The organism is Brevibacterium sp. CSND-B09 (assembly GCF_052906525.1).
The window spans coordinates 639,602-662,938 of sequence record NZ_JBREGI010000001.1 but is presented as its reverse complement, the minus strand read 5'-3'; the positions used below and the strand labels follow the sequence as shown (position 1 = coordinate 662,938).

The window sequence follows — 23,337 nt, the reverse complement described above, 5'->3', positions numbered from 1 at the left end:
TCGCTTCGTGAACCATCATCACAAAGGAGAGAATGATGTCCGCAATGAAAGCTGCAGTAGTCGAGGGTTTCGGCCAGGAACTCGTCGTCGGGGACAATGCGATTCCCGACCCCGGCCCGGGGCAGGCGTTGGTCAAGCTCGTCGCCTCCGGCGTCTGTCACACCGATCTCCACGCCGCCCATGGTGATTGGCCGGTCAAACCGAAGGTGCCGCTCATCCCGGGACACGAAGGAGTCGGCATCGTCGAAAAGGTCGGCGAGGGCGTCACCGATGTCGAGGTCGGACAGATGGTCGGCAACGCTTGGCTGTGGACCGCATGCGGGACCTGTGAGCACTGCCGTCAGGGATGGGAGACCCTCTGCGAATCCCAGGTCAACGGCGGCTACGGCGTCGACGGCTCCTTCGGCGAGTACATGCTCGTCGACACGAAGTTCGCCGCCATCATCCCCGACGGTGCTGATCCCTATGAGATCGCCCCGGTCCTCTGCGCCGGCGTCACCGTGTACAAAGGACTCAAACGCACCGAGGTTCAGCCGGGCCAATGGGTCGTCATCTCCGGAATCGGCGGACTCGGACACATCGCCGTCCAGTACGCCGTCGCTATGGGCATGCGCGTCGTCGCCGTCGATGTCGCCGACGACAAGCTGGCGCTTGCGAAGAAGCACGGTGCCGAAATCACCGTCAACGCCTTCGCCGAGGACCCGGCCGAGATCATCCAGGACAAGATCGGCGGCTCACACGGAGTCCTCGTCACCGCCGTCCACCCCGCGGCGTTCGGTCAGGCGATCGGAATGACTCGCCGAGGCGGCACCATCGTCTTCAACGGACTGCCGCCCGGTGACTTCCCGGCACCGATCTTCGACATCGTGCTCAAGGGCCTGACGATCCGCGGTTCCATCGTCGGCACCCGACAGGACATGGTCGAGGCGTTGGAATTCTATGCCGCCGGAAAGATCCATCCGACGTTCACGAAGCGACCGCTCGAGGACATCAACGCGATCTTCGACGAGATGGAACACGGCAAGATCGACGGCCGCGTCGTCATCGAATACTGACGAACCTGTCCACCCGCGCCCCAGAACTACCTGACGGCGGCGCAGCAACCTCGCGCCAGGTTGCTGCGCCGCCGTCAGCTAGTGTGGGAGGGGTCTCGGTGGTCGGATTGGACTTGCCGGGACGGACTTCGTTAGACTTGAACCACCCAAGACCGTCGGTCTCTGTGGAATCATCGGAATTCGCCATCGAATCCCGGTGCCCGCAGACGAAGACTCCTAGTGAGTGACCCGCGCAGGTGAGCCGAAATCCTTCCGTCGGATTCTTCTGGAATCGACGGCCAAGCGTTTCACGCCTTCCTGCGTGGAGCGCTTTTTCTGTTGTCGGGACAGACCGGACGACTTATGAAAGGAACACCATGGCGAGGCCAGACAAGGCAGCCGCAGTCGAGGAGATCAAACAGCAGTTTGAGAACTCCGACGCTGTGTTGCTGACCGAGTACCGCGGTCTCACCGTCGCGCAGATGAAAGAACTGCGCGTCTCTCTCGGTGAGAACGTCAGCTACGCCGTGGTAAAGAACACGCTGACCAAGATTGCAGCCAAGGAAGCCGGAGTCACCGGTCTCGATGAGCACCTCAATGGGCCCACCGCGATCGCGTTCGTCAACGGCGAACCACCTGAGGCTGCCAAGGCTCTGCGTAACTTTGCCAAGGCGAACGACAAGCTCGTGGTGAAGGGCGGCTACTTCGATGGAGCCGCGCTCAGCCCCGAACAGGTCAACCAGCTCGCCGACCTCGAATCCCGCGAAGTGCTGCTTGCAAAGGCAGCCGGTGCCATGAAGGCAAGCCTCCACCAGGCGGCTTACCTCTTCACCGCTCCGCTGGTCAAGGCCGTGCGCACTGTCGATGCCCTCCGCGAGAAGCAGGACGACGCTCCTGCCTCCGACGCCTGAGCATCACCACAAACCGAACCGGTCGCTGATCGTGACCAAAACAGGAAGGACTAGCCACCATGGCTAAGCTCACCACCGACGAGCTCCTCGAGGCTTTCAAGGAGCTCACCCTCATCGAACTGTCCGAGTTCGTCAAGAAGTTCGAAGAAGAATTCGACGTCGAGGCTGCCGCTCCGGCCGCCGTCGCCGCTGCTCCTGCCGCTGGCGGAGCCGGCGAAGCCGCTGCTGAAGAGCAGACCGAATTCGACGTCATCCTCGAATCGGCCGGCGAGAAGAAGGTTCCCGTCATCAAGGAAGTCCGTGGACTCACCTCCCTCGGACTCAAGGAAGCCAAGGACCTCGTCGACGGAGCTCCCAAGGCCGTCCTCGAAGGCGCTTCGAAGGAAGACGCCGAGAAGGCCAAGGAGACCCTCGAGGCTGCCGGCGCCACCGTCACCCTCAAGTGATCTTCTGCGCAGCAGCCTGACTGCTGCATAGGCTTCGAACCCCCACGGTCCGCCGTGGGGGTTCTCTGCATCCCCACCGGGAATGCCCACTCCAACAGGAATGCCCTAGGAATGCCCTCATTCGCCGAGGATGTTCGCCCGTCCCATGTCGATGTGACCGATTCGGAACACCGATCGACAGGGGCCGGGCAGAAGCTGAACTATTCTTGACTGGTGACTGAGACGACGAGCTACGCCCGCGCACAGCAGCAGCTGCGCGAACGCATCCGCGGAACTTGGGCGCAGCATCCTCTCTACATCGACGAGATCATCAGGCCCGGACTGACCGAGAATCAGATCAAGGCCATTCGGCAAGCCTCACAGCAGACCGAGGACACCGGTCTCACCCACTACCTCGCGATCGTCCCCGGACTCCTGACCATGGGCTACGGCGATTGGGCGAAGTTCACCTCCGACTTCGCCTTCGACATGCATCAGGAATCGGGGGAGAAGCAGACCCTCGTCCTCTTCAGTGAAGGCGAGACCTCCGCCCGCTCGTTCGCCTACCTCGTCACCGACAACGGACCCGTCGTCCCCACAGGTGCCCCGGAACTCATGAAGTCCAGCAGCGACGACTTCATCTCTGTCGAACTCGCCGTGCCCTACTATCTGCAGGTCCTCGTCGCCGCCGCCAAGGGCACCGAACCTCCCCAGGCACCGGATTTCGACACCCGCGACATCGGTGACCGCGATGAGGACTACATCGAACGCTTCGGCCTCGACAACTCCGACCCAGACACGCTCGTCTTCGGCGCCACGGCGGTCGCAGCCCTCGGTGCGACCCTGTGGCTGCTGCATCGCCGTCATCGCTATTCCTGGCGGTCTGAGCTGACCACGAAACCCGAACTGGTCACGTCGCACAAGCTGAAGAAGGCCGTCACCGAGGCGGCCGCCCCGATCCCCGAACCCGACCATCCCGATGACGACACGTGGGCCCTGCATGACCGAGGCAGACGAATCCAGGATGCGCTGGCGGCTCTGACCGCGGCCCACCCGGATTGGGCAGAATCGGTCGACTTCGCCCACCGCAACGGCGTGTTCGTCCTCGTCGCCCTCGACCGTTGGCTGCGCCGACAGCTGCGCAGGCGCTCCAGCCGAGTCGAAGACGAACCGCGCTTCTGCTTCCTCTTCCCGCATCATCGCAAGGACATTGAGGACCATGTGCTCAAACAGTCGGGCCGCGGTCTCACCGTAGGGCTGTGCGCCGACTGTCGTCAGGAGCTGGCGACCGGCCACGACCCGGAACGACTGATGGTGCCCAAACGTCCCGGCTCCACCCGTGCAGTTCCGTACTTCCAACGCGATGACGCCTACGCACTCTCTGGTTTCGGCAGCTTCCAACCTCTCGACGAGGCGGTGCTGGATGAAATGAGCCCTCAGCGCTCCGCCGCTGTCGGAAGGAGCCGATGATGGCCGCCGGAAGCGTGCGTTCGAAGACCCCACTCGACTGGCTCATCGCCGTCGTCGCGGTCGCTGCAGTGTCGATCGGCGCCACTCTGCTGAGCACACATCTGTTCGATCAGGCGAAGGCCGAGAGGATCACCGCAGCCGACAGTGACGCGATCGTCGTCGACTCGATCTACGACGACCGCATCGAAGGCGCCCATGATCCGAACTACGCAACAGACCGCTACCAGGCGATCGCGACGTCCTTCGCAGCAGATCCCGTCTACTTCGACGGCTACCCGGAGTTCGAGATCGACGAGGGCGATGTCGACTCAATCCGCGCGGAGATCGCCGAGGCCGACAGCCCGATCTATGTGGCGTTCCTCAACGTCTCGGATCTTGACGACGCCGATGGAGACCTCGATCTGTTGGCGGCTCGGATCGTCACCGAGATGGATGACCCCGAGGCTGCAGTGCTCACGGTCGATGCCACCGGGCGCATGGGACTGGCGGAGAAGGGCCTCATCCGACCTTCGCTGCTGACTCTGTCGGGGGACTTCGACGACAGCGACTCCGATGCCGCGCTCGCGGGAGTGCGTAAGATCAGTGCTGCCGAGACCGAGAACGTCGAATCGCGCTACTCGCACCGTCATGATGACGACGGGAACCCGGAGGTGACCTCCGAGGACACGACGAAGGACCCGCACACGCTGTCGTACAGCACCGGCGGCGCTGTGGCCGGAGCCGTCTTCGGCACCCTCGTCGGCGCGGGAATCGTCGTCGGAACATACTTCATCCGCCGCGCACTGAAGAAACGGACAGCGAAGCAGTGACCCAACAGGCCCAGACGATCGCCGAGGCGCTCAACACCGATCCCGTCTACGTGACGAATGCCGCGAAGGGGGAGATCAACGAAACGCTGCTGCAGAAGGCGGAGACGAAGATCGACAGCCTCGACTTCGATGTCTACGTCATCATCACCGGAGGCGAGGGTGCCGATAGGGATCTGCTCGAGCAGGTCAAGGTCTTCAACGGCGATGAGGGTGCGTTCATCATGATCGATACGAACACCGACCTCGCCGTCGACTACACCTTCGAGGACCAGCACGATCTGCAGATGCAGGTGATGGAGCAGATGTCCGTCGGGCGCGAACAATGGAGCCACAGCACTCCGTCGCAGACGAAGCTGAACATGCTCCTCGACCTCTACGCCGATCCGCAGGAGGCACCCGAGTACGAAACCGGACAGGAGGCCTCGGGCAGCGAGGTGCAGACGGTCGACGGTTCGAACTCGACAGCCACTCTGTTCCTCGGGGGAGCGGTTCTGGTGCTGGCGCTGGTCATCGCCGTCATCTGGTTCGCCAGGTCACGGCGAGAGCGGGCGAATGCCGCCCGCACCCGCCGCCGCTTCGAATTGCCGGCACGACTGCTCGACCGAGTCGATGACCTGCAGCGGAAGACCCTGCGAGAAGGACTGAACGAGGACACGACAGAGCTGGCCGACGAGATCACGCAGCTGCAGACCCAGGACCTCAGCACCACAGATGCCGAGGGAGTGGAAAGAGCGCTCGACGCCTACCAGATGGCCAGATCCATCGTCGACGACACCGAGGCCGAACGCATCGACCTCGCCGGGGCCATGGTGCTGCTGCGTCAGGCCGGACGCGAGATCGCCGAGGTGAAGCTGCACAGATCGACCAAGCGCGGGGCGAGGACCGGAAAATCCGATTCTGCCCGTTCTGCTGGCTCGACGAAGTCAGCAAAGACGCGGGGACTCCCGCAGAGTCTGTGCACGGTCAACCCTCTCCACGGAGAGGCGCGATCGAATCAGCTGGTGAGCACCGAGCGCAAGGGACACTTGGCGGGAAAGAGCGTTCGCGTCCCCGTCTGCAGCAGCTGCCTGTCCGATCTGCACTCCGGCCGCGAACTGCAGTGGATCTTCGACGGCGACCGACCCTACGTCGAGGGCCGCAGCGTTTGGGCACAGACGCTGTTCGGAGCGATCGGCGGCGATCTCGTCACCGCCCTGCACCGGCACGGCTCCTAGGGAACCGGCCGGCTGAGTCCACTCAGTCAGTGCACGTCCGACCGTTGCTCAAGCGGGTCCGGAATCAGACCAGGCGGTGCTCCCGGGGAATCGTCCGATCATGGTCACCCGGCATGGAGCGGGCGGGCAGAGCCACCTCGGCGTCTCCCTGATCGACCCTCATCCCCTCGATATCGGCGAGCTGACGGGAAACGAAATCACGGTCGACCGGGGTCCCGTGACCGGGAACGAAGGTCCTCGCCTCAGGATACGCCAGCAGGGTGTGCAGGCTCGATGCCCATTCGCTCAAGGAAGCATCGGCCCCGGCCTGAGGTGCATCCGCCTCTTCGACGAGGTCGCCGGTGAAGACGATGCCGAGCTCGGGCAGTCGGACGACGAGGTCGGCCGTCGAATGTCCTCCGAGCACATGGAACTCGACCGGACAGCCACCGAGGTCGAGGTGCCACACATCACCGGGTGTCGGATCGACGGGCGAGACGTCGACGATGAGCTCACCGGGATCCGTGGGTAGGCTCGACCGATATTCAGCCGGGAAGTCACCGACCGCGACTCCGTCGAGAGCGATCCAGGCCGTGGCCTCTTGATCGGCGGCGAACGATGACGATGCGTACACGGCGGTGACCCCGGCTGAGACGGCTGCGGCGGCGCCGAAGAAGTGATCCCAATGATCATGGGTGATCGCGAGCTCGATCGCGCGGGGATGGCTGCCTCCGATCTCCTCGCCGAGGCGGCCCGCCCGCTCCACCAGATGTGCGGCGGCCGCGGGGCCGGGGCCCGCGTCGACGAGCAGAGAGCGATCGGTGCCGACGATGATTCCGCAGTTGACTGCGGCCGGATCGAAGCTGAGGATACTCACTCGTGTCATGGTCGCAGTCTAGAATGTCTCCCACCGGCTGTCAGCGCGACGATGCGCGAAAGAGACATTGCAATGCGAGGCGGCCATCAGCGACGACAGAGGCCACAGATGGAGATCACTCGGATCAGGTCCGGACACGGCAACCCGGCGGCAATCGAGGCATTGATACCCGAGCTGCTGGCTTTCGACACTGTCATCAATCGAGCATCCGGGCTGGGGGAGGACTTCGACCCGATTCCCGAAGACCTGCGGCACTCGCTGACCAGCAGGAGCGAGTACCGGGCCACGCTCACCTGGATCGGTCGCAACCACGGAGACATCGTCGCCAGGGGCACTGCCGACCTGCGTCTGACGAGCAACACCGACACCGCAGAGCTCTGGTGCGCGGTCCGACCCGATCTGCGCCGACGAGGACTGGGCGCGGCCCTGCTCGAGCAGATGGAGTCCGATCTGGCGGCAGACGGACGGACCGCGCTGTCGACCTATTGTGAGATCCCGGAGTCTGTCAGAACTGCCGATCTGCGCGGGGCCCATCTTGCCGCCGATACCGGTGCCGGGACGCTGCCGGTCGCTCTGCCGGAAGTGTCGTTCCTCAGCGCTCGCGGATACGGGCTCGCTCAGATCGAACGGTGCTCCGTCGCTCCGACCGCAACTGCGGCCGAGCTCGACCTCGGTGCCAAGGCCGACGACTACGTCATCGAGACGTGGTTGGGGCCCGTCCCGGAGAACCGCCTCGACCACATCGCGCTTCTTCGGCGTCGAATGAGCACCGATGTGCCTGGGGCTGAGAAGTACGGGGGAGAGGAGAGCTGGGACGCCGAGCGGGTCCGCTCGAGCGACGCCGAAAAGATTGCGAAGGGGGAGACCATGGCCACGGCGCTCGCCCTCCTCGGCGATGAGCCGGCAGGATACACCCAGGTCGGATTTTCGGCCGAGCAGCCGGAGATCGGATGGCAGTACGGCACCCTCGTCATCATCGACCATCGCGGCCACCGCCTCGGCGCCCGACTCAAGATCGCCAATCATCGCAGCCTCGCTGAGTATTCGGCTGTCGAGCGGGTGTACACGTGGAATGCGGTGGAGAATTCGTGGATGCTGGCAATCAACGATCAGGCGGGATTCGCCACGTGGGCATGGGTGGGGATGTGGACGAAGAATCTGCACTGAAACCGTCTTGCCAGACTTGACCAGATGCTATAAGCTTGATATTTGCATCGTTCTGCCTGTGGTGTGCCTTCATATAGCGGTGGGCACAGCATTTCCACTCAAGTGAACCATGCCGACGCCGGGAGTCGAAATCTGACACACCCCGTGTATGTCGGAGATGTCCGGACGTCGCCGGAGCGAGTGGGCAGACGAAGTATCAGATGGTGAAGCACTCGGAAGGAACCAATTGGCCGCCGCCAACGACAACACCAGGACCGCTAATCCCCCCAAGAGAATTTCCTTCGCGAAGATTCGCGAGCCCCTCGAGGTTCCCGATCTGCTCGGTCTGCAGACGGACAGCTTCGACTGGCTGATCGGATCGGAGGCGTGGCAGGACCGCGTCGCCGAGGCCATCGAGATCGGGGACGACTCCGTCGCAACCACCTCGGGACTCGAAGACATCTTCGAAGAGATCTCGCCGATCGAAGACTTCGGCGGATCCATGTCGCTGTCGTTCCGCGAGCACCGGTTCGAAGCTCCCAAGTACTCGATCGATGAGTGCAAGGAACGCGATATGACCTACTCGGCGCCGCTGTACGTCACCGCCGAGTTCATGAACAACAACACGGGCGAGATCAAGAGCCAGACCGTGTTCATGGGTGACTTCCCCCTCATGACCGACAAGGGCACGTTCATCGTCAACGGCACCGAGCGCGTCGTCGTCTCCCAGCTCGTGCGTTCGCCCGGCGCCTACTTCGAATCCAGCGTCGACAAGACCACGGACAAGGACATCTTCACCGCGAAGATCATCCCGTCCCGCGGTGCCTGGCTGGAGTTCGAGGTCGACAAGCGCGACCAGGTCGGTGTTCGCCTCGATCGCAAGCGCAAGCAGTCCGTGACTGTTCTGCTCAAGGCCCTCGGCTGGTCCGAAGCGAAGATCCTCGAAGAGTTCGGCGAGTTCGAATCGATCCGCGAGACGATGGCCAAGGACACCGTCACCACGCAGGACGAAGCGCTGCTCGACATCTACAAGAAGCTGCGCCCGGCAGAGCCTGCGACCGCTGAGGCCGCTCGCAACCTGCTCAACAACCTGTACTTCAACCCGAAGCGCTACGACCTGGCCAAGGTCGGCCGCTACAAGGTCAACCGCAAGCTCGGCGTCGAAGCCCCGCTGTCGGACTCGGTGCTCTCTACCGAGGACGTCGTCGCCACCATCCGCTACCTCGTGTCTCTGCACGCTGGAGTGGACACGGCCAAGGGCACCCGTGACGGTGAAGAGGTCGAGATCAGCGTCAAGCTCGACGACATCGATCACTTCGGCAACCGCCGCATCCGTGCCGTCGGTGAGCTCATCGAGAACCAGATCCGCACCGGTCTGTCCCGGATGGAGCGCGTCGTGCGTGAGCGCATGACCACTCAGGACGTCGAGGCGATCACCCCGCAGACCCTGATCAACATCCGCCCCGTGGTGGCTGCGATCAAGGAGTTCTTCGGCACCTCGCAGCTTTCGCAGTTCATGGATCAGAACAACCCGCTCGCGGGTCTGACCCACAAGCGCCGTCTCTCAGCACTGGGACCCGGCGGTCTCTCGCGTGACCGTGCCGCCATGGAAGTCCGTGACGTGCACCCCTCGCACTACGGCCGCATGTGCCCGATCGAGACCCCCGAAGGTCCGAACATCGGTCTGATCGGTTCGCTGGCGTCCTACGCTCGCATCAACCCCTTCGGCTTCATCGAAACGCCTTACCGCAAGGTCGTCGACGGTGTCGTGACAGATGAGACGCAGTACCTGACCGCCGATGACGAGCTCGAGTTCAACATCGCCCAGGCCAACGCACCGCTGACCGACGACCAGCGCTTCGCAGAGGTCGAGGTCCTGGCCCGTCCGAAGGGCGGCGGCGGTGAGGCCGAACTGGTCCAGCACGACCAGATCGACTTCATGGACGTCTCCGCACGTCAGATGGTGTCTGTGGCTTCGGCTCTGATTCCGTTTCTCGAGCACGACGACGCCAACCGCGCCCTCATGGGTGCGAACATGCAGCGTCAGGCCGTGCCGCTGGTGATGGCCGAATCCCCGGTCGTGGGCACCGGCATGGAATACCGTGCCGCCGTCGACGCCGGCGATGTCATCACCGCTGAGAAGTCCGGTGTCATCACCGAGGTCTCGGCCGATTACGTCACTGTGCTCGCCGACGACGGAACCCAGCTGACCTACAAGGCGGCGAAGTTCAAGCGTTCGAACCACGGCACCTCGTACAACCAGCGCATCCTCGTCGACGAAGGCGACCGCGTCGAGGCCGGCACCGTCCTCGCCGACGGACCGTCCACCGAGAACGGTGAGATGGCTCTGGGCAAGAACCTCCTCGTGGCGTTCATGTCCTGGGAAGGCTACAACTACGAGGATGCGATCATCCTCTCGCAGCGTCTCGTCCAGGACGATGTGCTCTCCTCGATCCACATCGAAGAGCACGAAGTCGATGCGCGCGACACCAAGCTCGGTGCCGAAGAGATCACTCGGGACATCCCGAACATCTCGCCCGATGCCCTGGCCGACCTCGACGATCGCGGAATCATCCGCATCGGCGCCGAGGTCACCGACGGTGACATCCTCGTCGGCAAGGTCACACCGAAGGGTGAGACCGAGCTGACCCCGGAAGAGCGCCTGCTGCGCGCGATCTTCGGTGAGAAGTCCCGTGAGGTCCGCGACACCTCGCTGCGCGTTCCCCACGGCGAGATCGGCACCGTCATCGGTGTGCGCGTCTTCGACCGCGAGGACGACGACGAGCTCTCGCCCGGCGTCAACCAGATGGTCCGCGTCTACGTGGCTCAGCGCCGCAAGATCACCATCGGTGACAAGATGGCCGGCCGTCACGGAAACAAGGGCGTCATCTCGACGATCCTGCCGGTCGAGGACATGCCGTTCCTCGCCGACGGCACCCCTGTCGACGTCATCCTCAACCCGCACGGTGTTCCCCGTCGTATGAACATCGGACAGGTCTTCGAGGTTCACCTCGGATGGATCTCGAAGCAGGGCTGGAAGATCGAGGGCAACCCCGAATGGGCTGCCGAGCTGCCCGACGCCGCTCGCGAAGCCGAGGCCGGCACCAACCTGGCCACCCCGGTCTTCGACGGTGCGCACGAGCAGGAGCTGCGCGGACTGCTGGATTCGACGACCCCGAACCGCGATGGGGACCGCCTCATCGACTCCTCGGGCAAGGCCCAGCTGTTCGACGGACGCTCCGGTGAGCCGTTCCCGTACCCGATCTCGGTCGGCTACATGTACATGCTCAAGCTCCACCACCTCGTCGACGACAAGATCCACGCGCGTTCGACCGGACCGTACTCGATGATCACCCAGCAGCCGCTCGGTGGTAAGGCGCAGTTCGGTGGTCAGCGCTTCGGTGAGATGGAAGTCTGGGCCCTCGAGGCCTACGGCGCCGCCTACACCCTGCAGGAGCTTCTGACGATCAAGTCCGATGACATCCCAGGCCGTGTGAAGGTCTACGAAGCCATCGTCAAGGGTGAGAACCTGCCCGACCCGGGAATCCCGGAGTCGTTCAAGGTCCTCATCAAGGAGATGCAGTCCCTGTGCCTCAACGTCGAAGTCCTGTCTTCCGACGGAGGCCATGTCGAGATGGGCGAGTCGGAGGACGAGGTCTACCGCGCCGCCGAAGAGCTCGGCATCGACCTCTCCCGCCGCGAAGCACAGACCGTAGAAGAAGTCTGAGTACTTCCACTTCAACCGACACAACTTTTTGATGAACGATTCGTTCATCGCCAGGAAAGAGGATTTACGTGCCTGACGTCAATTTCTTTGATGAACTGCGCATCGGTCTTGCCACCACGGAGAACATCCGCGGCTGGTCACACGGTGAGGTGAAAAAGCCTGAGACCATCAACTACCGCACCCTGAAGCCGGAGAAGGACGGACTCTTCTGCGAGAAGATCTTCGGCCCCACCCGTGACTGGGAGTGCGCCTGCGGAAAGTACAAGCGAGTCCGTTTCAAGGGCATCATCTGCGAACGCTGCGGCGTCGAGGTGACCCGTGCCAAGGTGCGTCGTGAGCGGATGGGCCACCTCGAGCTCGCCGCTCCCGTCACCCACATCTGGTACTTCAAGGGTGTGCCCTCGCGTCTGGGCTACCTGCTGGACCTGGCTCCGAAGGACCTCGAGAAGGTCATCTACTTCGCGGCCTACATGATCACCTCGGTCGACGAGGATTCCCGTCACCGTGATCTGCCCAGCCTGCAGAACAAGATCGACGTCGAGAAGCAGCAGATCGGCACCCGCCGTGACGCCGACATCGACCGTCGTGCCAAGAAGCTCGAAGAGGATCTCGCCGCGCTCGAGGCCGAAGGCGGAACCGCCCAGGCCAAGAAGAAGCTGCGGGACACCGCCGAGAAGGAAATGGACAAGCTGCGCAAGAACGCCGACCGCGAGGTCGACCGTATCGAGCAGGTGTGGGACCGGTTCAAGAACCTCAAGGTCAACGACCTCGAAGGTGACGAGAGCCTGTACCGCGAGATGTTCCACCGCTTCGGTCTGTACTTCACCGGCGCCATGGGCGCCGAAGCCATCCAGAAGCGCCTCATCGACTTCGATCTCGAAGGCGAAGCCGACAAGCTGCGTGAGCTCATCGCCACCGGCAAGGGACAGCGCAAGACCCGTGCGCTCAAGCGCCTCAAGGTCGTCAACGCGTTCCTGACCACCGACAACAACCCCGAGGGCATGGTCCTCGACGTCGTTCCGGTGATCCCGCCGGAGCTGCGCCCGATGGTGCAGCTCGATGGTGGACGCTTCGCGACCTCGGACCTCAACGACCTCTACCGTCGCGTCATCAACCGCAACAACCGTCTCAAGCGTCTGCTCGATCTCGGTGCTCCCGAGATCATCGTCAACAACGAGAAGCGGATGCTGCAGGAGGCCGTGGACTCGCTGTTCGACAACGGACGTCGCGGACGTCCGGTGACCGGACCGGGCAACCGCCCGCTCAAGTCGCTGTCGGACATGCTCAAGGGCAAGCAGGGACGCTTCCGTCAGAACCTGCTCGGTAAGCGTGTGGACTACTCGGGCCGTTCGGTCATCGTCGTCGGTCCGCAGCTGCACCTGCACCAGTGCGGTCTGCCGAAGACCATGGCTCTCGAGCTGTTCAAGCCCTTCGTGATGAAGCGCCTGGTCGATCTCAACCACGCTCAGAACATCAAGTCGGCCAAGCGCATGGTCGAGCGCCAGCATCCGCAGGTGTGGGATGTCCTCGAAGAGGTCATCACCGAACACCCCGTGCTGCTCAACCGTGCACCGACCCTGCACCGGCTGGGCATCCAGGCGTTCGAGCCGCAGCTCATCGAGGGTAAGGCCATCCAGCTGCACCCGCTCGTCTGCTCGGCGTTCAACGCGGACTTCGACGGTGACCAGATGGCTGTGCACCTGCCGCTGAGCCCCGAGGCGCAGGCCGAGGCCCGCATCCTCATGCTCTCGGCCAACAACATCCTCAAGCCCTCGGACGGCAAGCCCGTGACCATGCCTTCGCAGGATATGATCATCGGTCTGTTCCACCTCACCTCCGAGCGCAAGGGACTGGCCGGCGAGGGCCGTGCGTTCTCCGGCATGGGCGAAGCCATCATGGCCTTCGACCGCGGAGAGCTCGACCTCGGTTCGCCGATCACCATCCGCCTGGAAGACGTCGTTCCCAACGCGGACATGGAGCTTCCCGAGGGCTGGGAGGCCGGCGACCCGCTGGACGTGCAGACCACTCTGGGACGCGCGACGTTCAACGAATACCTGCCTGCCGACTACGCGTTCGTGAACTCCACGATCGACAAGAAGGCCCTGAGCCGGATCGTCAACCACCTCGCCGAGGAGTACCCGAAGGTCGAGGTCGCACACACGCTGGACAACTTCAAGGCCGGCGGCTTCCACTGGGCCACCCGCTCGGGCATCACCATTGCGATGTCGGACGTCGTCTCGCCCGAGGCGAAGACCGAGATCATCAACGATGCCGAGGTCATCGACACGAAGGTTCAGCAGCAGTACGAACTCGGTGCACTCACCGACGACGAGCGCCGCAACGAGCTCGTCAAGCTGTGGACGGAGACGACCGAGAAGGTCGACCAGATCATGCGCACGAACTTCCCCGAGGAGAACTCGGTGCTGCGTCTGGTCGAGTCCGGTGCCTCCGGTAACTGGATGCAGGTGCGTCAGCTGGCCGGTATGCGCGGCCTGGTGACGAACCCGCAGGGTGAGATCATCCCGCGTCCGATCGTGTCGAACTACCGTGAGGGACTCGCCGTGCTCGAGTACTTCATCGCCTCGCACGGTGCTCGTAAGGGTCTGGCCGATACCGCTCTGCGTACCGCTGACTCCGGTTACCTGACCCGTCGTCTCGTCGACGTCTCGCAGGATGTCATCATCCGCGCGGCAGAGGCCGAGTCGAACAAGGGCATCACCCTGCCGATCGCCGAACGCGATCACGAGGGCAACCTGGTTCCGCACGAGTACGCCGAGACCAGCGTCTACGGTCGTCTCACCGTCTCCGATGTCACCGACGCCGAGGGCAATGTGCTCCTTCCGGCCAAGTCCGATGTCACCGGTGCAGTGGTGGACATGCTCGTGGCCAACGGCATCGAGGAGCTCAAGGTCCACTCCGTGCTGACTGCCGATTCCGATGCGCAGATCTCCGCCGAGCACTACGGTCGCTCGATGGCGACCGGCCAGCTCGTCGACATCGGCGAGGCCATCGGCACCGTCGCAGCACAGTCGATCGGTGAGCCCGGTACCCAGCTGACGATGCGTACGTTCCACACCGGTGGTGCCGCCGCTTCGACAGGTGATATCACGCAGGGTCTGCCGCGTGTGACCGAGCTCTTCGAAGCTCGCACACCGAAGGGCTTCGCCCCCATCGCCGAGGCGACCGGACGGGCGAAGATCGACGACAGCCGCAAGACCCGCTTCGTCATCATCACCCCTGATGACGGCAGCGAAGAGATCGAGCACGCAGTGTCCAAGCGTGCCCGTCTCATGGTCGAGGACGGTCAGCACGTCAAGGCCGGAGAGCAGCTCATCGTCGGTGCCGTCGATCCGAAGCAGGTGCTGCGCATCCGCGGTCGCCGTGAGGCCGAGCGCTTCCTCGTCGAGGAAGTTCAGAAGGTCTACCGTTCGCAGGGCGTGGGCATCCACGACAAGCACATCGAGGTCATCGTGCGGCAGATGCTGCGTCGCGTGACCGTGATCGAGTCGGGCGATACGAACCTGCTGCCCGGTGAGCTCGTCGACCGCGGCCGCTACCAGGCGGAGAACCGTCGTGTGGTCGCCGAAGGCGGCCAGCCGGCATCGGCTCGTGACGAGCTGATGGGCATCACGAAGGCTTCGCTGGCCACCGAGTCGTGGCTGTCGGCCGCGTCCTTCCAGGAGACCACCCGCGTCCTCACCGAGGCGGCCATGGAAGGCAAGTCCGATACGCTCATGGGGCTGAAGGAGAACGTCATCCTCGGTAAGCTCATCCCTGCCGGCACCGGCCTGCAGACCCACCGCAACCTCGTGGTGGAGCCGACCGAAGAGGCCAAGGCCGAGATGTTCACCAACAGCTACGGCGACTTCTACGCAGGCATCGGAGCCGATTCCGGTTCCGCCATCCCGCTGGAAGACTACGACTACGGAGCATTCAGCTGATCAGCTGATCTCCCGGCCGTAAGGCAGACAGGAGGGGCATCCACCATTCGGTGGGTGCCCCTCCCGCCATTCATGTCTGCGGCATCGAGAAACGGGTGGAGTGTCGAAACACGGGCGTGTGCCCGTATCTCGACACTCCACCCGTTTCTCGATGAAGATGTCGCGAGCGTTCAGCCGAAGAGCACCTGCGCCTCTTCCCAGCGATGCAGCGGCACCGATTTGAGACTGTGCACGGCCGAGGACATCTCCACGGAGACGATGTCCGTGCCTTTGAGGCTGGCCATCTTCCCCCAGTGGCCATGCTGGGCGAGGTCGACCGCCGCCATGCCCAGCCGCGTGGACAGTACGCGGTCGTACGCAGTGGGGGAGCCGCCTCGCTGCAGGTGTCCCAAGATCGTGGCTCGGGATTCGATGCCGGTGATCTCTTCGATCTTCGGAGCGAGGTAGTTCGCGATCCCGCCGAGGCGGACCCGGCCCTTGTTGTCCACGCCGTGGTCGGCGACCTGGGAATCGAACCCCTCGGGAACGAACCCTTCTGCGACGACGACGATCGGTGCGCGTCCGCGATCTTTGGCCGAGGTCACCCATTCGGCGATCTGGTCGAAGTCGACGGGGAACTCGGGCATGAGGATCGCATGGGCACCCGCAGCCATGCCCGCGTGCAGGGCGATCCAACCGACGTTGCGTCCCATGACCTCGATGACCATGCAGCGGTGGTGCGATTCGGCGGTGGTGCGCAGCCGGTCGATCGCTTCCGTGGCGATGGACTGAGCGGTGTCGAAGCCGAAGGTGTAGTCGGTGTTGCCGAGATCGTTGTCGATGGTCTTAGGCACGCCCACGATGTGCAGACCCTCCTCGTTGACCAGACGCGAGGCCCCTGCGAGTGTGCCTTCGCCGCCGATGGCGATGAGCGAATCGATGCCGTGGGCGGCCATGACCTCGCGCATGCGCTCGGGACCGCCGTCCTCATACGGGTGGGTGCGTGAGGTGCCGAGGATGGTGCCGCCGCGCCCGGAGAGGCCTCGGACATCGAGCATGGTCATATCGAACATGTCGTCGTGGAGCAGGCCACGCCAGCCATCGCGGATGCCGACGAATGAGGCATTGTGGGTGCGGATTCCCTTGCGGACGATGCCGCGGATGACAGCGTTGAGGCCCGGGCAGTCTCCGCCCGATGTGAGTACGCCGATCTTCATTCCAGTTGACCCTGATCCTTTGCTCGGTAGCCTTTGGCCAGATGGACATCGTGTCCGGCCATGAGTGAGAAGCCCTTGAGGACGACGGTGCCGTTCGATCCGTCGCCCCGCGCGGACTGACGGACCTCATTGCCCGCCATGATGTTGATCGTCTCGTCGCGGATGCGCACACCCGGCGGGACGTAGATGTCGTTGCCGCCCCACATAGAGTAGGAGACCAGTTCGACGGTCACGCCCGGTCCCATGACGGCGCACAGATCGATATTGTCCCCGCCCATGAGCGCATATGTGGTGACCTGTCCGGTGCCGGGTGCCACGTCGATCTCACGACCGGACATGATGGCCACCGAGTTCGTGGGTGGGGCGGAACCAGGATCGACGCCCGGGCTGAGCTCGGCCGGTCCCCGTCGCTGCAGAGCCGACCCCGGGCCCGATTCCTGATCATGACCGGTCTGGCGGGCGAGCCTCTGGTGGAGTCGGTGGCCCTCCGGCAGATCGTCGATCAGCGGCATGAGGTCGTCGAGGAACTTCGCGGAGATGGCATCATCCTGCCGCTGCGCGGTCTCCTCGGGGTCGAGGCGTCCGTTCGTCACCGCCTCCGTGATCACGGAGAGGACCTCGTCCCGGTCCTTGTCGGAGGCACGGATCCGGCGCTTCGGGGCAGGGGAGTCATCTTCGGCCATGGCCACCAGTGTAGCGGGAATCACCCGCACGGACCGGGCCTTCCGCCGAGGCGGTCGGACAGGGCGCTGTGTCGTGTCGTCCCGTCCACAGCCGGGCCACAGCTGCGACCGATGGTGGGCCTAAGCAAGGACGCGAATGTGGTCTCCATGAGATACGAGAGCAGCGCCGGGAACCAGCCCGCAGCGCACCCAGCAGCCCCGTCCCTGCGAACGCCCACGACCGTCGACCTCGTCGTCCCGGTCTACAACGAGGAGGCTTCGCTGGCTGTCTCGATCGAGACTCTCCTCGCCGCCGATACCGGTCGCGGAATCGAGGTCACGATCATCATCGCCGACAATGCGAGCACCGATTCGACCCCGAGAATCGCCGCAGCGCTAGCGGCCGAACACCCGAACGTCGAATACGTGCGGCTCGAGCAGAAAGGCCGCGGGCGCGCACTGTCCCGGGTGTGGCAGTCCTCGACGGCGGATATCGTCGCCTATACGGATGTCGATCTCGCCACCGACATCCGAGTCCTCGAGCCGATGGTCGAGGTGATCCGCTCGGGACTGGCCGATGTGGCCATCGCGTCCCGTCTGCAGCCCGGTCTTGCGGTCGAGCGGGGCATCAAACGCGAGATCATCTCCCGCTGCTACAACCGACTGCTCAAGCTCAGCCTCGGTGTCAGGTTCAGCGACGCTCAATGCGGTTTCAAAGCGCTGTCGCAGCGTGCGGCGAGAGACCTGCTCCCGCAGGTTGAGGACAGCGAGTGGTTCTTCGACACGGAGCTGCTCGCTCTCGCCGAGTGGGCCGGGTACCGCATCCACGAGTTCGGCACGGACTGGACGGATGACCCCGACTCCTCCGTCGACGTGGTCAGCACGGCGTGGAAGGACATCAAGGGCATCGTCCGGCTGCGCACGGGCGGACGCATCCGGACCAGTCACGAAGTCCCGGCACCGAACACCGGGGCGCAGATCCTCCACTTCATCGACGTGGGGATCATCAGCACCGTGCTCTACGCCGTGCTGTTCCTCGTCGGCATCCAATTCGTCTCGGAACCCACGGCGAACATCATTGCGCTGCTCCTTTCGACGATCGCGAACACCGCCCTCAACCGGGACCACACCTTCGGGGTGAGATCCCCGCACCGCCGACTGACCTCCCAATTGAAGGGTCTGGCGGCCTTCGGCCTGTGCCTGGCCTTCACCTCGGCAGGTCTGGCCGTCGCAGATGGATTCACCGGACCCTGGGCAACTGTCGGCATGCTCGCCGTGCTGACGGCGGCGAACCTCGCCGCCACCGTGGTCCGGTTCGTGCTCATGCGCACATGGGTCTTCGCCCGCGGTTCCCACCAGGGCGTCCACCCCGCCACCACGACTGCTGCAGCCGGAACGGCGCTCCCGAACGACAAGGACAGCGACCATGTCTGAGACCCCCACCCGATATGCCCGCACCCGCGGACTGCGACGGCACTGGTACCCGATCACACTCACCGTGCTCACACTCGGCACGATCGCGGCGTTCCTCGCCAACCTCACGGCCAACGGGTGGGCGAACTCCTTCTATGCGGCGGCTGTGCAGGCCGGATCGGAGAACTGGGAGGCGTTCCTCTTCGGCTCCCTCGACTCGGCGAACGCGATCACCGTCGACAAACCCCCGGCCTCCCTGTGGCTGATGGCCCTGAGCGCCCGGGTCTTCGGCTTCTCTTCGTTCTCGATGCTCCTGCCCCAGGTCCTCCTGGCCGGGGTGAGTGAGCTCCTCATCGTCCATTCGGTGCGGCTGAGCCTGCGGTCCCATGTCGGACCAGGGCTTGAGAAGGCCGCCGCTCTGGGGGCCGGCGTGATCTTCGCGTTCTCCCCGGTCGTGGCGCTGATGTTCCGGTTCAACAACCCGGACGCGCTGCTCGTGACCCTGATGATCGGTGCGGTCGTCGCGACACAGCACGCCCTGCGCACGCTCACCGAGGCCCACCGGCGACGCCCGTCCCGCCGCATCGCCGGCTGGCTCATCCTCGCCGGAGTCTGCCTCGGCCTGGGGTTCCTGACCAAACAGTTCCAGGTCCTCCTCATCGTCCCCGGCCTCGCTGTGTCCTGGGTGCTCTTCGCCCGCACCTCCTGGCCACGCCGTCTGCTGTGGCTGCTCGTCCCGCTCGGGTCGATGATCGTCAGCGCCGGCTGGTGGATCGCCCTCGTCGAGCTCACCCCTGCAGGCTCCCGACCCTACGTCGGCGGCTCGCAGTCGAACTCCTTCCTCGAGCTCACCTTCGGCTACAACGGCTTCGGACGGCTGACCGGCAACGAGACCGGGTCCGTCGGCGGAGGAGGCGGCGGCCAGGGCGGCGGATGGGGCGAGACGGGCGTCACCCGCCTGTTCACCGGCAGCTTCGGCCAGCAGGTGTCGTGGTTCCTGCCCACCGCACTGTTCCTCCTGATCGTGACGATCGTTCTCCTCATCCTCGCCGAGGCGGCCCGCCGTCGCCGTGTCCCCACCGTCACGGACGGAACCGTTCCGACCGGAACACGTTCGACGGACACCATCCCGGACACCGTCACGGACGGTGAGAAGGACGCCGGCCTCGCGGTGCGCGCGTCCGGCGCAATCGGCGGGGGCAGCCTCGGCGCGGGACTGCTCATGTGGGGTGCATGGCTGATCGTCACGTGGCTCGTGCTGTCGAATATGAACGGGATCGTCCACGAGTACTACACGGTTGCGCTCATTCCCGCGATCGCCGCCGTCATCGGCCTCGGCGTCGCGGTGCTGCTCGCCCGTGACGGATTCCTCCCACGTCTGCTGCTGGCGGTGGCTTGGGCCCTGACCGGAGCGTGGCAGTTCATCATCAGCTCGCAGATGACCGGGGTCCCGGGCGTCCTGCGCTGGTGCGTGCTCATCGTCTCGATCCTCGGCGCTCTGGTCCTCATCGTCACCGCGCACCGGCGGATCGGCACGGCGCTCGCCTCGGTGCTCGTCGCGCTGGCCATCCTCGGCAGCGCTGCGATTCCGGCTCAGCTGGCCGTGCGCACGATCGCCGGGACGACGCAGGGATCGATCGTCACGATCGCCGGCACGAGCTCGGGCATGGGCGGTGGACCCGGCGGTGGCGGAATGCCCGGCGGCGGCGTCAGACCCGGCGGAGGCGCCGGCGGCACGGATGGCACGACCGGTGGCACGCCCGGTGGGACACGCAATTCCGAAGCCGGCAGGGGCAGCACCGGGGGGATGCCCGGCGGAGGAGGCGGGATGGGCGGTCTGCTGGGCGCCTCCGAACCCTCCGACGAACTCACGCAGCTGCTCGAAGAGGATGCCGCGGACTACACGTGGGCGGCTGCGACGACGGGGGCGAATCAGGCGGCGGGATACCAACTCGCGCTCGAAGAGCCCGTGATGGCGATCGGCGGGTTCAACGGCACCGATCCATCGCCCACCCTCGCCGAGTTCAAACAGCTCGTGGCCGACGGCAAGATCCACTACTACATCGGATCGGGCTCCGGCGGCGGTCAGGGTCCAGGCGGCGGGAACGAGGACTCCGCCTCGTCCCAGATCGCGGCCTGGGTGGAGGCGAACTATGAGGTGACGACCGTCGACTCCGTTTCGCTCTACGATCTCAGTGCGGGTTGAGGGGATAATCGAGCTATGAACCCGACAGCGAATCCGCCGGCGCGCATCCTCATCGTCGACGACGAGGCGAACCTCTCCGAGCTCCTCGTCATGGCCTGCCACGTCAGAGGTTGGGAAGCCGAGGGAGTCGGCACGGGCCGCGAGGCCGTGGCGCTGGCCAGGAGCGAACGCTTCGACGCGATCGTCCTCGACGTCATGCTGCCCGACCTTGACGGGTTCGCCGTGATCGAGAAGATCCGAGCCGAGGGCATCGACACTCCGGTGGTCTTCCTCTCTGCCAGAGACGAGGTCGATGACCGGCTGACGGGTCTGCGGCTGGGCGGGGACGACTACGTGACGAAGCCGTTCAACCTCGATGAGGTCATCGCCCGGATCGAGGTGCGCCTGCGCCGGGGGGCCTCGAACGGTCCGGTCGATGAGGATGATGTGCTGCGCGTGGGTGACCTCGAACTCGACGAACGCTCCCACGAGGTCACCCGCGCCGGTCATCCGATCGAGCTGACGGCTCGCGAATACGAGGTGCTGCTGCTGTTCATGCGCAATCCGCGGGTGGTGCTGTCGAAGGCCCAGATCCTCGACCGCGTGTGGGACTACGACTTCGGCGGCAACGGCAACATCGTCGAACTCTACGTCTCCTATCTGCGGAAGAAGATCGACGCGCCGTTCCCGGACCTGCCGAACCTGTTCCACACGAAGCGCGGGGCCGGCTACATCATGCGGGCGGAACAGTGACTCTGCGTCGCTGGCGGCTGCAGACGAGGCTCATCGTCCTCGCCGATCTCGTCCTCCTCCTCGTCGGCGCCGGAATCGGCACCGCCTCCTGGCTGAGCGTGCGCGGATCTCTGATGACCGACCTCGACGCCCAGCTGACGTCGATGACCTCGCATGCACGCTCGGGTGACGGCCCCGGTGCGGGCCCCGGGACGAGCGGCAATCCGGGCACCTCCGGTGGGGGCGACGACTCGGTGGCGGCGGTCGATTCGGCTCTGCGCTATCTCTTCCAGCCGGGGGTCGGCGACGGAGCTCTCGTCGTCGTCGATTCCGGCGACGGGGGAGAGGGGCTCATCGCCGAGGCGGGGCTGACCCGTCCGCGCTCTTTGTCCGCCGAAGCGATCGATGCCCTGCTCGACGTCGATGCTCACGGCGGCGAATCCGCCCATGAGTCCGTGCGGGTGCCCGGGTTCGGCGCCTACCGGGTCGTGGCCTTCGATGACGGCGCAACCACCACCGTCTACGGTGTCCCGCAGGGCAGCGTGGACTCCGCGCTCGAACGCACCGCCTGGACGACCGCGTTCGTCGTCCTCATCGGCGTCATCGCCACGGCTGCGCTCATGGCGGTGATCATCCACCGCCAGCTGCGGGACCTGCGCGACGTCGCCCGCACTGCCAGGGAGGTCGCCGACCTGGAGCTGAGCGCCGGCAAACCCGAGCTCGCGCTGCGGGTTCCCGCCGAGCTGGCGGTGCCGGGCACGGAGGTCGGCGATGTGGGAGCCTCGGTCAATCGGATGCTCGACCACGTCGGCTCCGCCCTCGAAGAGCGCTACCGCGGCACGGAGCAGATGCGCCGCTTCGTCGCCGACGCCTCCCATGAGCTGCGCACTCCGATCGCGACGATCCGCGGCTGGGCCGACCTCACCCGCCCGTACCGTGATGATCTGCCCGCCGAGGTGGCCACCTCCTTGGGCAAGATCGATTCAGGAGCGATGCGGATGTCCTCCCTCGTCGATGATCTCCTCCTCCTCGCCCGACTCGAAGCCGGCCGCCAGCCGACGAGGGAGGACACCGTCGACGTCTCCTCCCTGCTCGTCGAACTCGTCGAGGACGCCCATGTGGTCAATCCCGACCATTCGATCTCCCTCGATGTTCCCCCGGAGGCCCTCGAGGTGCGCGGAGCAGCCGATCAGGTCCGTCGGGTCGTGTCGATCGTGCTCACCAACGCCTGTGTGCACACGCCCCCGGGCACCAGCGTGCACGTCGAGGCACTGGCGGCCCGGAAGCCGGTCTCCGGGCAGCTGCCCAGCGATGTCGTGGCGATCCGCATCAGCGACGACGGTGGGGGCATTCCGCCCGAGATCCGGGACCGGGTCTTCGACCGCTTCGTGCGTGGAGACCCCTCGCGGGCACGGCAGGACGGAGCCAAGGGAGGTTCCTCGGGGCTGGGACTGTCGATCGCCGCCGGACTCGTCGAACTCATGCGCGGCGGCATCTCGATGTCGACCACGGACGCTGGTACGAGCTTCGAGCTGCGCCTGCCTGCCGCCTGAGGCGAGTCGCACAGGTTGGCCACAGGCACGACTGGGAGGGGCTACAGCGAGTCGGCGGAGAGT

General features: G+C 64.9%; 16 protein-coding genes. 13 read left to right on the top strand and 3 right to left on the bottom strand.

What is annotated here, in order from left to right; genetic code table 11:
* The first annotated feature begins 35 nt into the window (after nucleotides 1–35).
* From adhP to ACU4IU_RS03225, 6 genes are all read left to right on the top strand, one after another.
* A complete protein-coding gene (adhP, locus tag ACU4IU_RS03250; protein ID WP_139468571.1) occupies nucleotides 36–1,055 on the top strand; it encodes an alcohol dehydrogenase AdhP in 1,020 nt (339 codons plus the stop codon).
* Between the two features lie 356 nt (nucleotides 1,056–1,411).
* Nucleotides 1,412–1,945: a 50S ribosomal protein L10 gene (gene rplJ, locus ACU4IU_RS03245; protein WP_062244493.1), complete on the top strand. Its 534-nt coding sequence runs from the start codon at nucleotides 1,412–1,414 to the stop codon at nucleotides 1,943–1,945.
* Nucleotides 1,946–2,004: 59 nt separating this feature from the next.
* Nucleotides 2,005–2,391 (top strand): 50S ribosomal protein L7/L12, encoded by a 387-nt coding sequence (gene rplL / locus ACU4IU_RS03240; RefSeq protein ID WP_101546927.1) that lies wholly within the window; start codon nucleotides 2,005–2,007, stop codon nucleotides 2,389–2,391.
* Nucleotides 2,392–2,604: 213 nt separating this feature from the next.
* Nucleotides 2,605–3,840, top strand: coding sequence for a hypothetical protein (locus ACU4IU_RS03235; protein ID WP_446655871.1), 1,236 nt, complete (start codon nucleotides 2,605–2,607; stop codon nucleotides 3,838–3,840).
* Nucleotides 3,840–4,649 carry a hypothetical protein gene (locus ACU4IU_RS03230; RefSeq protein ID WP_446655870.1) on the top strand — a complete coding sequence of 270 codons (810 nt, stop codon included), beginning with the start codon at nucleotides 3,840–3,842 and terminating at the stop codon, nucleotides 4,647–4,649. The genes ACU4IU_RS03235 and ACU4IU_RS03230 overlap by 1 nt, the downstream gene beginning before the upstream one ends.
* Nucleotides 4,646–5,863, top strand: coding sequence for a hypothetical protein (locus ACU4IU_RS03225; protein ID WP_446655869.1), 1,218 nt, complete (start codon nucleotides 4,646–4,648; stop codon nucleotides 5,861–5,863). Before ACU4IU_RS03230 ends, ACU4IU_RS03225 begins: the two co-directional genes overlap by 4 nt.
* Nucleotides 5,864–5,927: 64 nt before the next feature.
* Here the strand turns inward: ACU4IU_RS03225 and ACU4IU_RS03220 are convergent, their stop codons facing one another.
* Complete coding sequence (locus tag ACU4IU_RS03220; protein ID WP_446655868.1) at nucleotides 5,928–6,728, bottom strand: MBL fold metallo-hydrolase; 801 nt, start codon at nucleotides 6,726–6,728, stop codon at nucleotides 5,928–5,930.
* Nucleotides 6,729–6,827: 99 nt separating this feature from the next.
* Between ACU4IU_RS03220 and ACU4IU_RS03215 the strand changes: the two genes are divergently transcribed.
* From ACU4IU_RS03215 to ACU4IU_RS03205, 3 genes are all read left to right on the top strand, one after another.
* Nucleotides 6,828–7,886 carry a GNAT family N-acetyltransferase gene (locus ACU4IU_RS03215; RefSeq protein WP_446655867.1) on the top strand — a complete coding sequence of 353 codons (1,059 nt, stop codon included), beginning with the start codon at nucleotides 6,828–6,830 and terminating at the stop codon, nucleotides 7,884–7,886.
* A 226-nt stretch (nucleotides 7,887–8,112) separates the two neighbouring features.
* The gene (gene rpoB / locus ACU4IU_RS03210; protein ID WP_139468565.1) at nucleotides 8,113–11,592 is read left to right on the top strand and encodes a DNA-directed RNA polymerase subunit beta; all 3,480 of its coding nucleotides are present in this window, start codon (nucleotides 8,113–8,115) and stop codon (nucleotides 11,590–11,592) included.
* A 68-nt stretch (nucleotides 11,593–11,660) separates the two neighbouring features.
* Nucleotides 11,661–15,533, top strand: a complete 3,873-nt coding sequence (locus tag ACU4IU_RS03205) for a DNA-directed RNA polymerase subunit beta' (RefSeq protein WP_446655866.1) — start codon at nucleotides 11,661–11,663, stop codon at nucleotides 15,531–15,533.
* A 170-nt stretch (nucleotides 15,534–15,703) separates the two neighbouring features.
* On the opposite strand, the gene ACU4IU_RS03200 is transcribed toward ACU4IU_RS03205, so the two are convergent.
* Nucleotides 15,704–16,729 (bottom strand): ATP-dependent 6-phosphofructokinase, encoded by a 1,026-nt coding sequence (locus tag ACU4IU_RS03200; protein ID WP_139468563.1) that lies wholly within the window; start codon nucleotides 16,727–16,729, stop codon nucleotides 15,704–15,706.
* On the bottom strand, nucleotides 16,726–17,412 hold the full coding sequence (locus tag ACU4IU_RS03195) for a DUF1707 SHOCT-like domain-containing protein (protein WP_446655865.1): 687 nt from the start codon (nucleotides 17,410–17,412) through the stop codon (nucleotides 16,726–16,728). The genes ACU4IU_RS03200 and ACU4IU_RS03195 overlap by 4 nt, the downstream gene beginning before the upstream one ends.
* Before the next feature lie 147 nt (nucleotides 17,413–17,559).
* On the opposite strand from ACU4IU_RS03195, the gene ACU4IU_RS03190 reads away from it, so the two are divergent.
* From ACU4IU_RS03190 to ACU4IU_RS03175, 4 genes are read left to right on the top strand one after another with little or no spacing between them, the layout of a single operon-like run.
* Nucleotides 17,560–18,825, top strand: a complete 1,266-nt coding sequence (locus ACU4IU_RS03190) for a glycosyltransferase (protein ID WP_446655864.1) — start codon at nucleotides 17,560–17,562, stop codon at nucleotides 18,823–18,825.
* The gene (locus ACU4IU_RS03185; RefSeq protein ID WP_446655863.1) at nucleotides 18,818–21,010 is read left to right on the top strand and encodes an ArnT family glycosyltransferase; all 2,193 of its coding nucleotides are present in this window, start codon (nucleotides 18,818–18,820) and stop codon (nucleotides 21,008–21,010) included. Before ACU4IU_RS03190 ends, ACU4IU_RS03185 begins: the two co-directional genes overlap by 8 nt.
* A gap of 15 nt (nucleotides 21,011–21,025) precedes the next feature.
* Nucleotides 21,026–21,742: a response regulator transcription factor gene (locus tag ACU4IU_RS03180; protein ID WP_139468560.1), complete on the top strand. Its 717-nt coding sequence runs from the start codon at nucleotides 21,026–21,028 to the stop codon at nucleotides 21,740–21,742.
* Nucleotides 21,739–23,274 carry a sensor histidine kinase gene (locus tag ACU4IU_RS03175; protein WP_446655862.1) on the top strand — a complete coding sequence of 512 codons (1,536 nt, stop codon included), beginning with the start codon at nucleotides 21,739–21,741 and terminating at the stop codon, nucleotides 23,272–23,274. Before ACU4IU_RS03180 ends, ACU4IU_RS03175 begins: the two co-directional genes overlap by 4 nt.
* The last annotated feature ends 63 nt before the right edge of the window (nucleotides 23,275–23,337 follow it).

Excerpts from the sequence above, each read along its gene's own strand:
- rplJ (WP_062244493.1), top strand. The coding sequence starts at position 1,412 with ATGGCGAGGCCAGACAAGGCAGCCGCAGTCGAGGAGATCAAACAGCAG.
- ACU4IU_RS03200 (WP_139468563.1), bottom strand. The coding sequence starts at position 16,729 with ATGAAGATCGGCGTACTCACATCGGGCGGAGACTGCCCGGGCCTCAAC.
- ACU4IU_RS03185 (WP_446655863.1), top strand. The coding sequence starts at position 18,818 with ATGTCTGAGACCCCCACCCGATATGCCCGCACCCGCGGACTGCGACGG.
- ACU4IU_RS03190 (WP_446655864.1), top strand. The coding sequence starts at position 17,560 with ATGAGATACGAGAGCAGCGCCGGGAACCAGCCCGCAGCGCACCCAGCA.
- rplL (WP_101546927.1), top strand. The coding sequence starts at position 2,005 with ATGGCTAAGCTCACCACCGACGAGCTCCTCGAGGCTTTCAAGGAGCTC.
- ACU4IU_RS03220 (WP_446655868.1), bottom strand. The coding sequence starts at position 6,728 with ATGACACGAGTGAGTATCCTCAGCTTCGATCCGGCCGCAGTCAACTGC.
- ACU4IU_RS03180 (WP_139468560.1), top strand. The coding sequence starts at position 21,026 with ATGAACCCGACAGCGAATCCGCCGGCGCGCATCCTCATCGTCGACGAC.
- ACU4IU_RS03230 (WP_446655870.1), top strand. The coding sequence starts at position 3,840 with ATGGCCGCCGGAAGCGTGCGTTCGAAGACCCCACTCGACTGGCTCATC.
- adhP (WP_139468571.1), top strand. The coding sequence starts at position 36 with ATGTCCGCAATGAAAGCTGCAGTAGTCGAGGGTTTCGGCCAGGAACTC.
- ACU4IU_RS03195 (WP_446655865.1), bottom strand. The coding sequence starts at position 17,412 with ATGGCCGAAGATGACTCCCCTGCCCCGAAGCGCCGGATCCGTGCCTCC.
- ACU4IU_RS03215 (WP_446655867.1), top strand. The coding sequence starts at position 6,828 with ATGGAGATCACTCGGATCAGGTCCGGACACGGCAACCCGGCGGCAATC.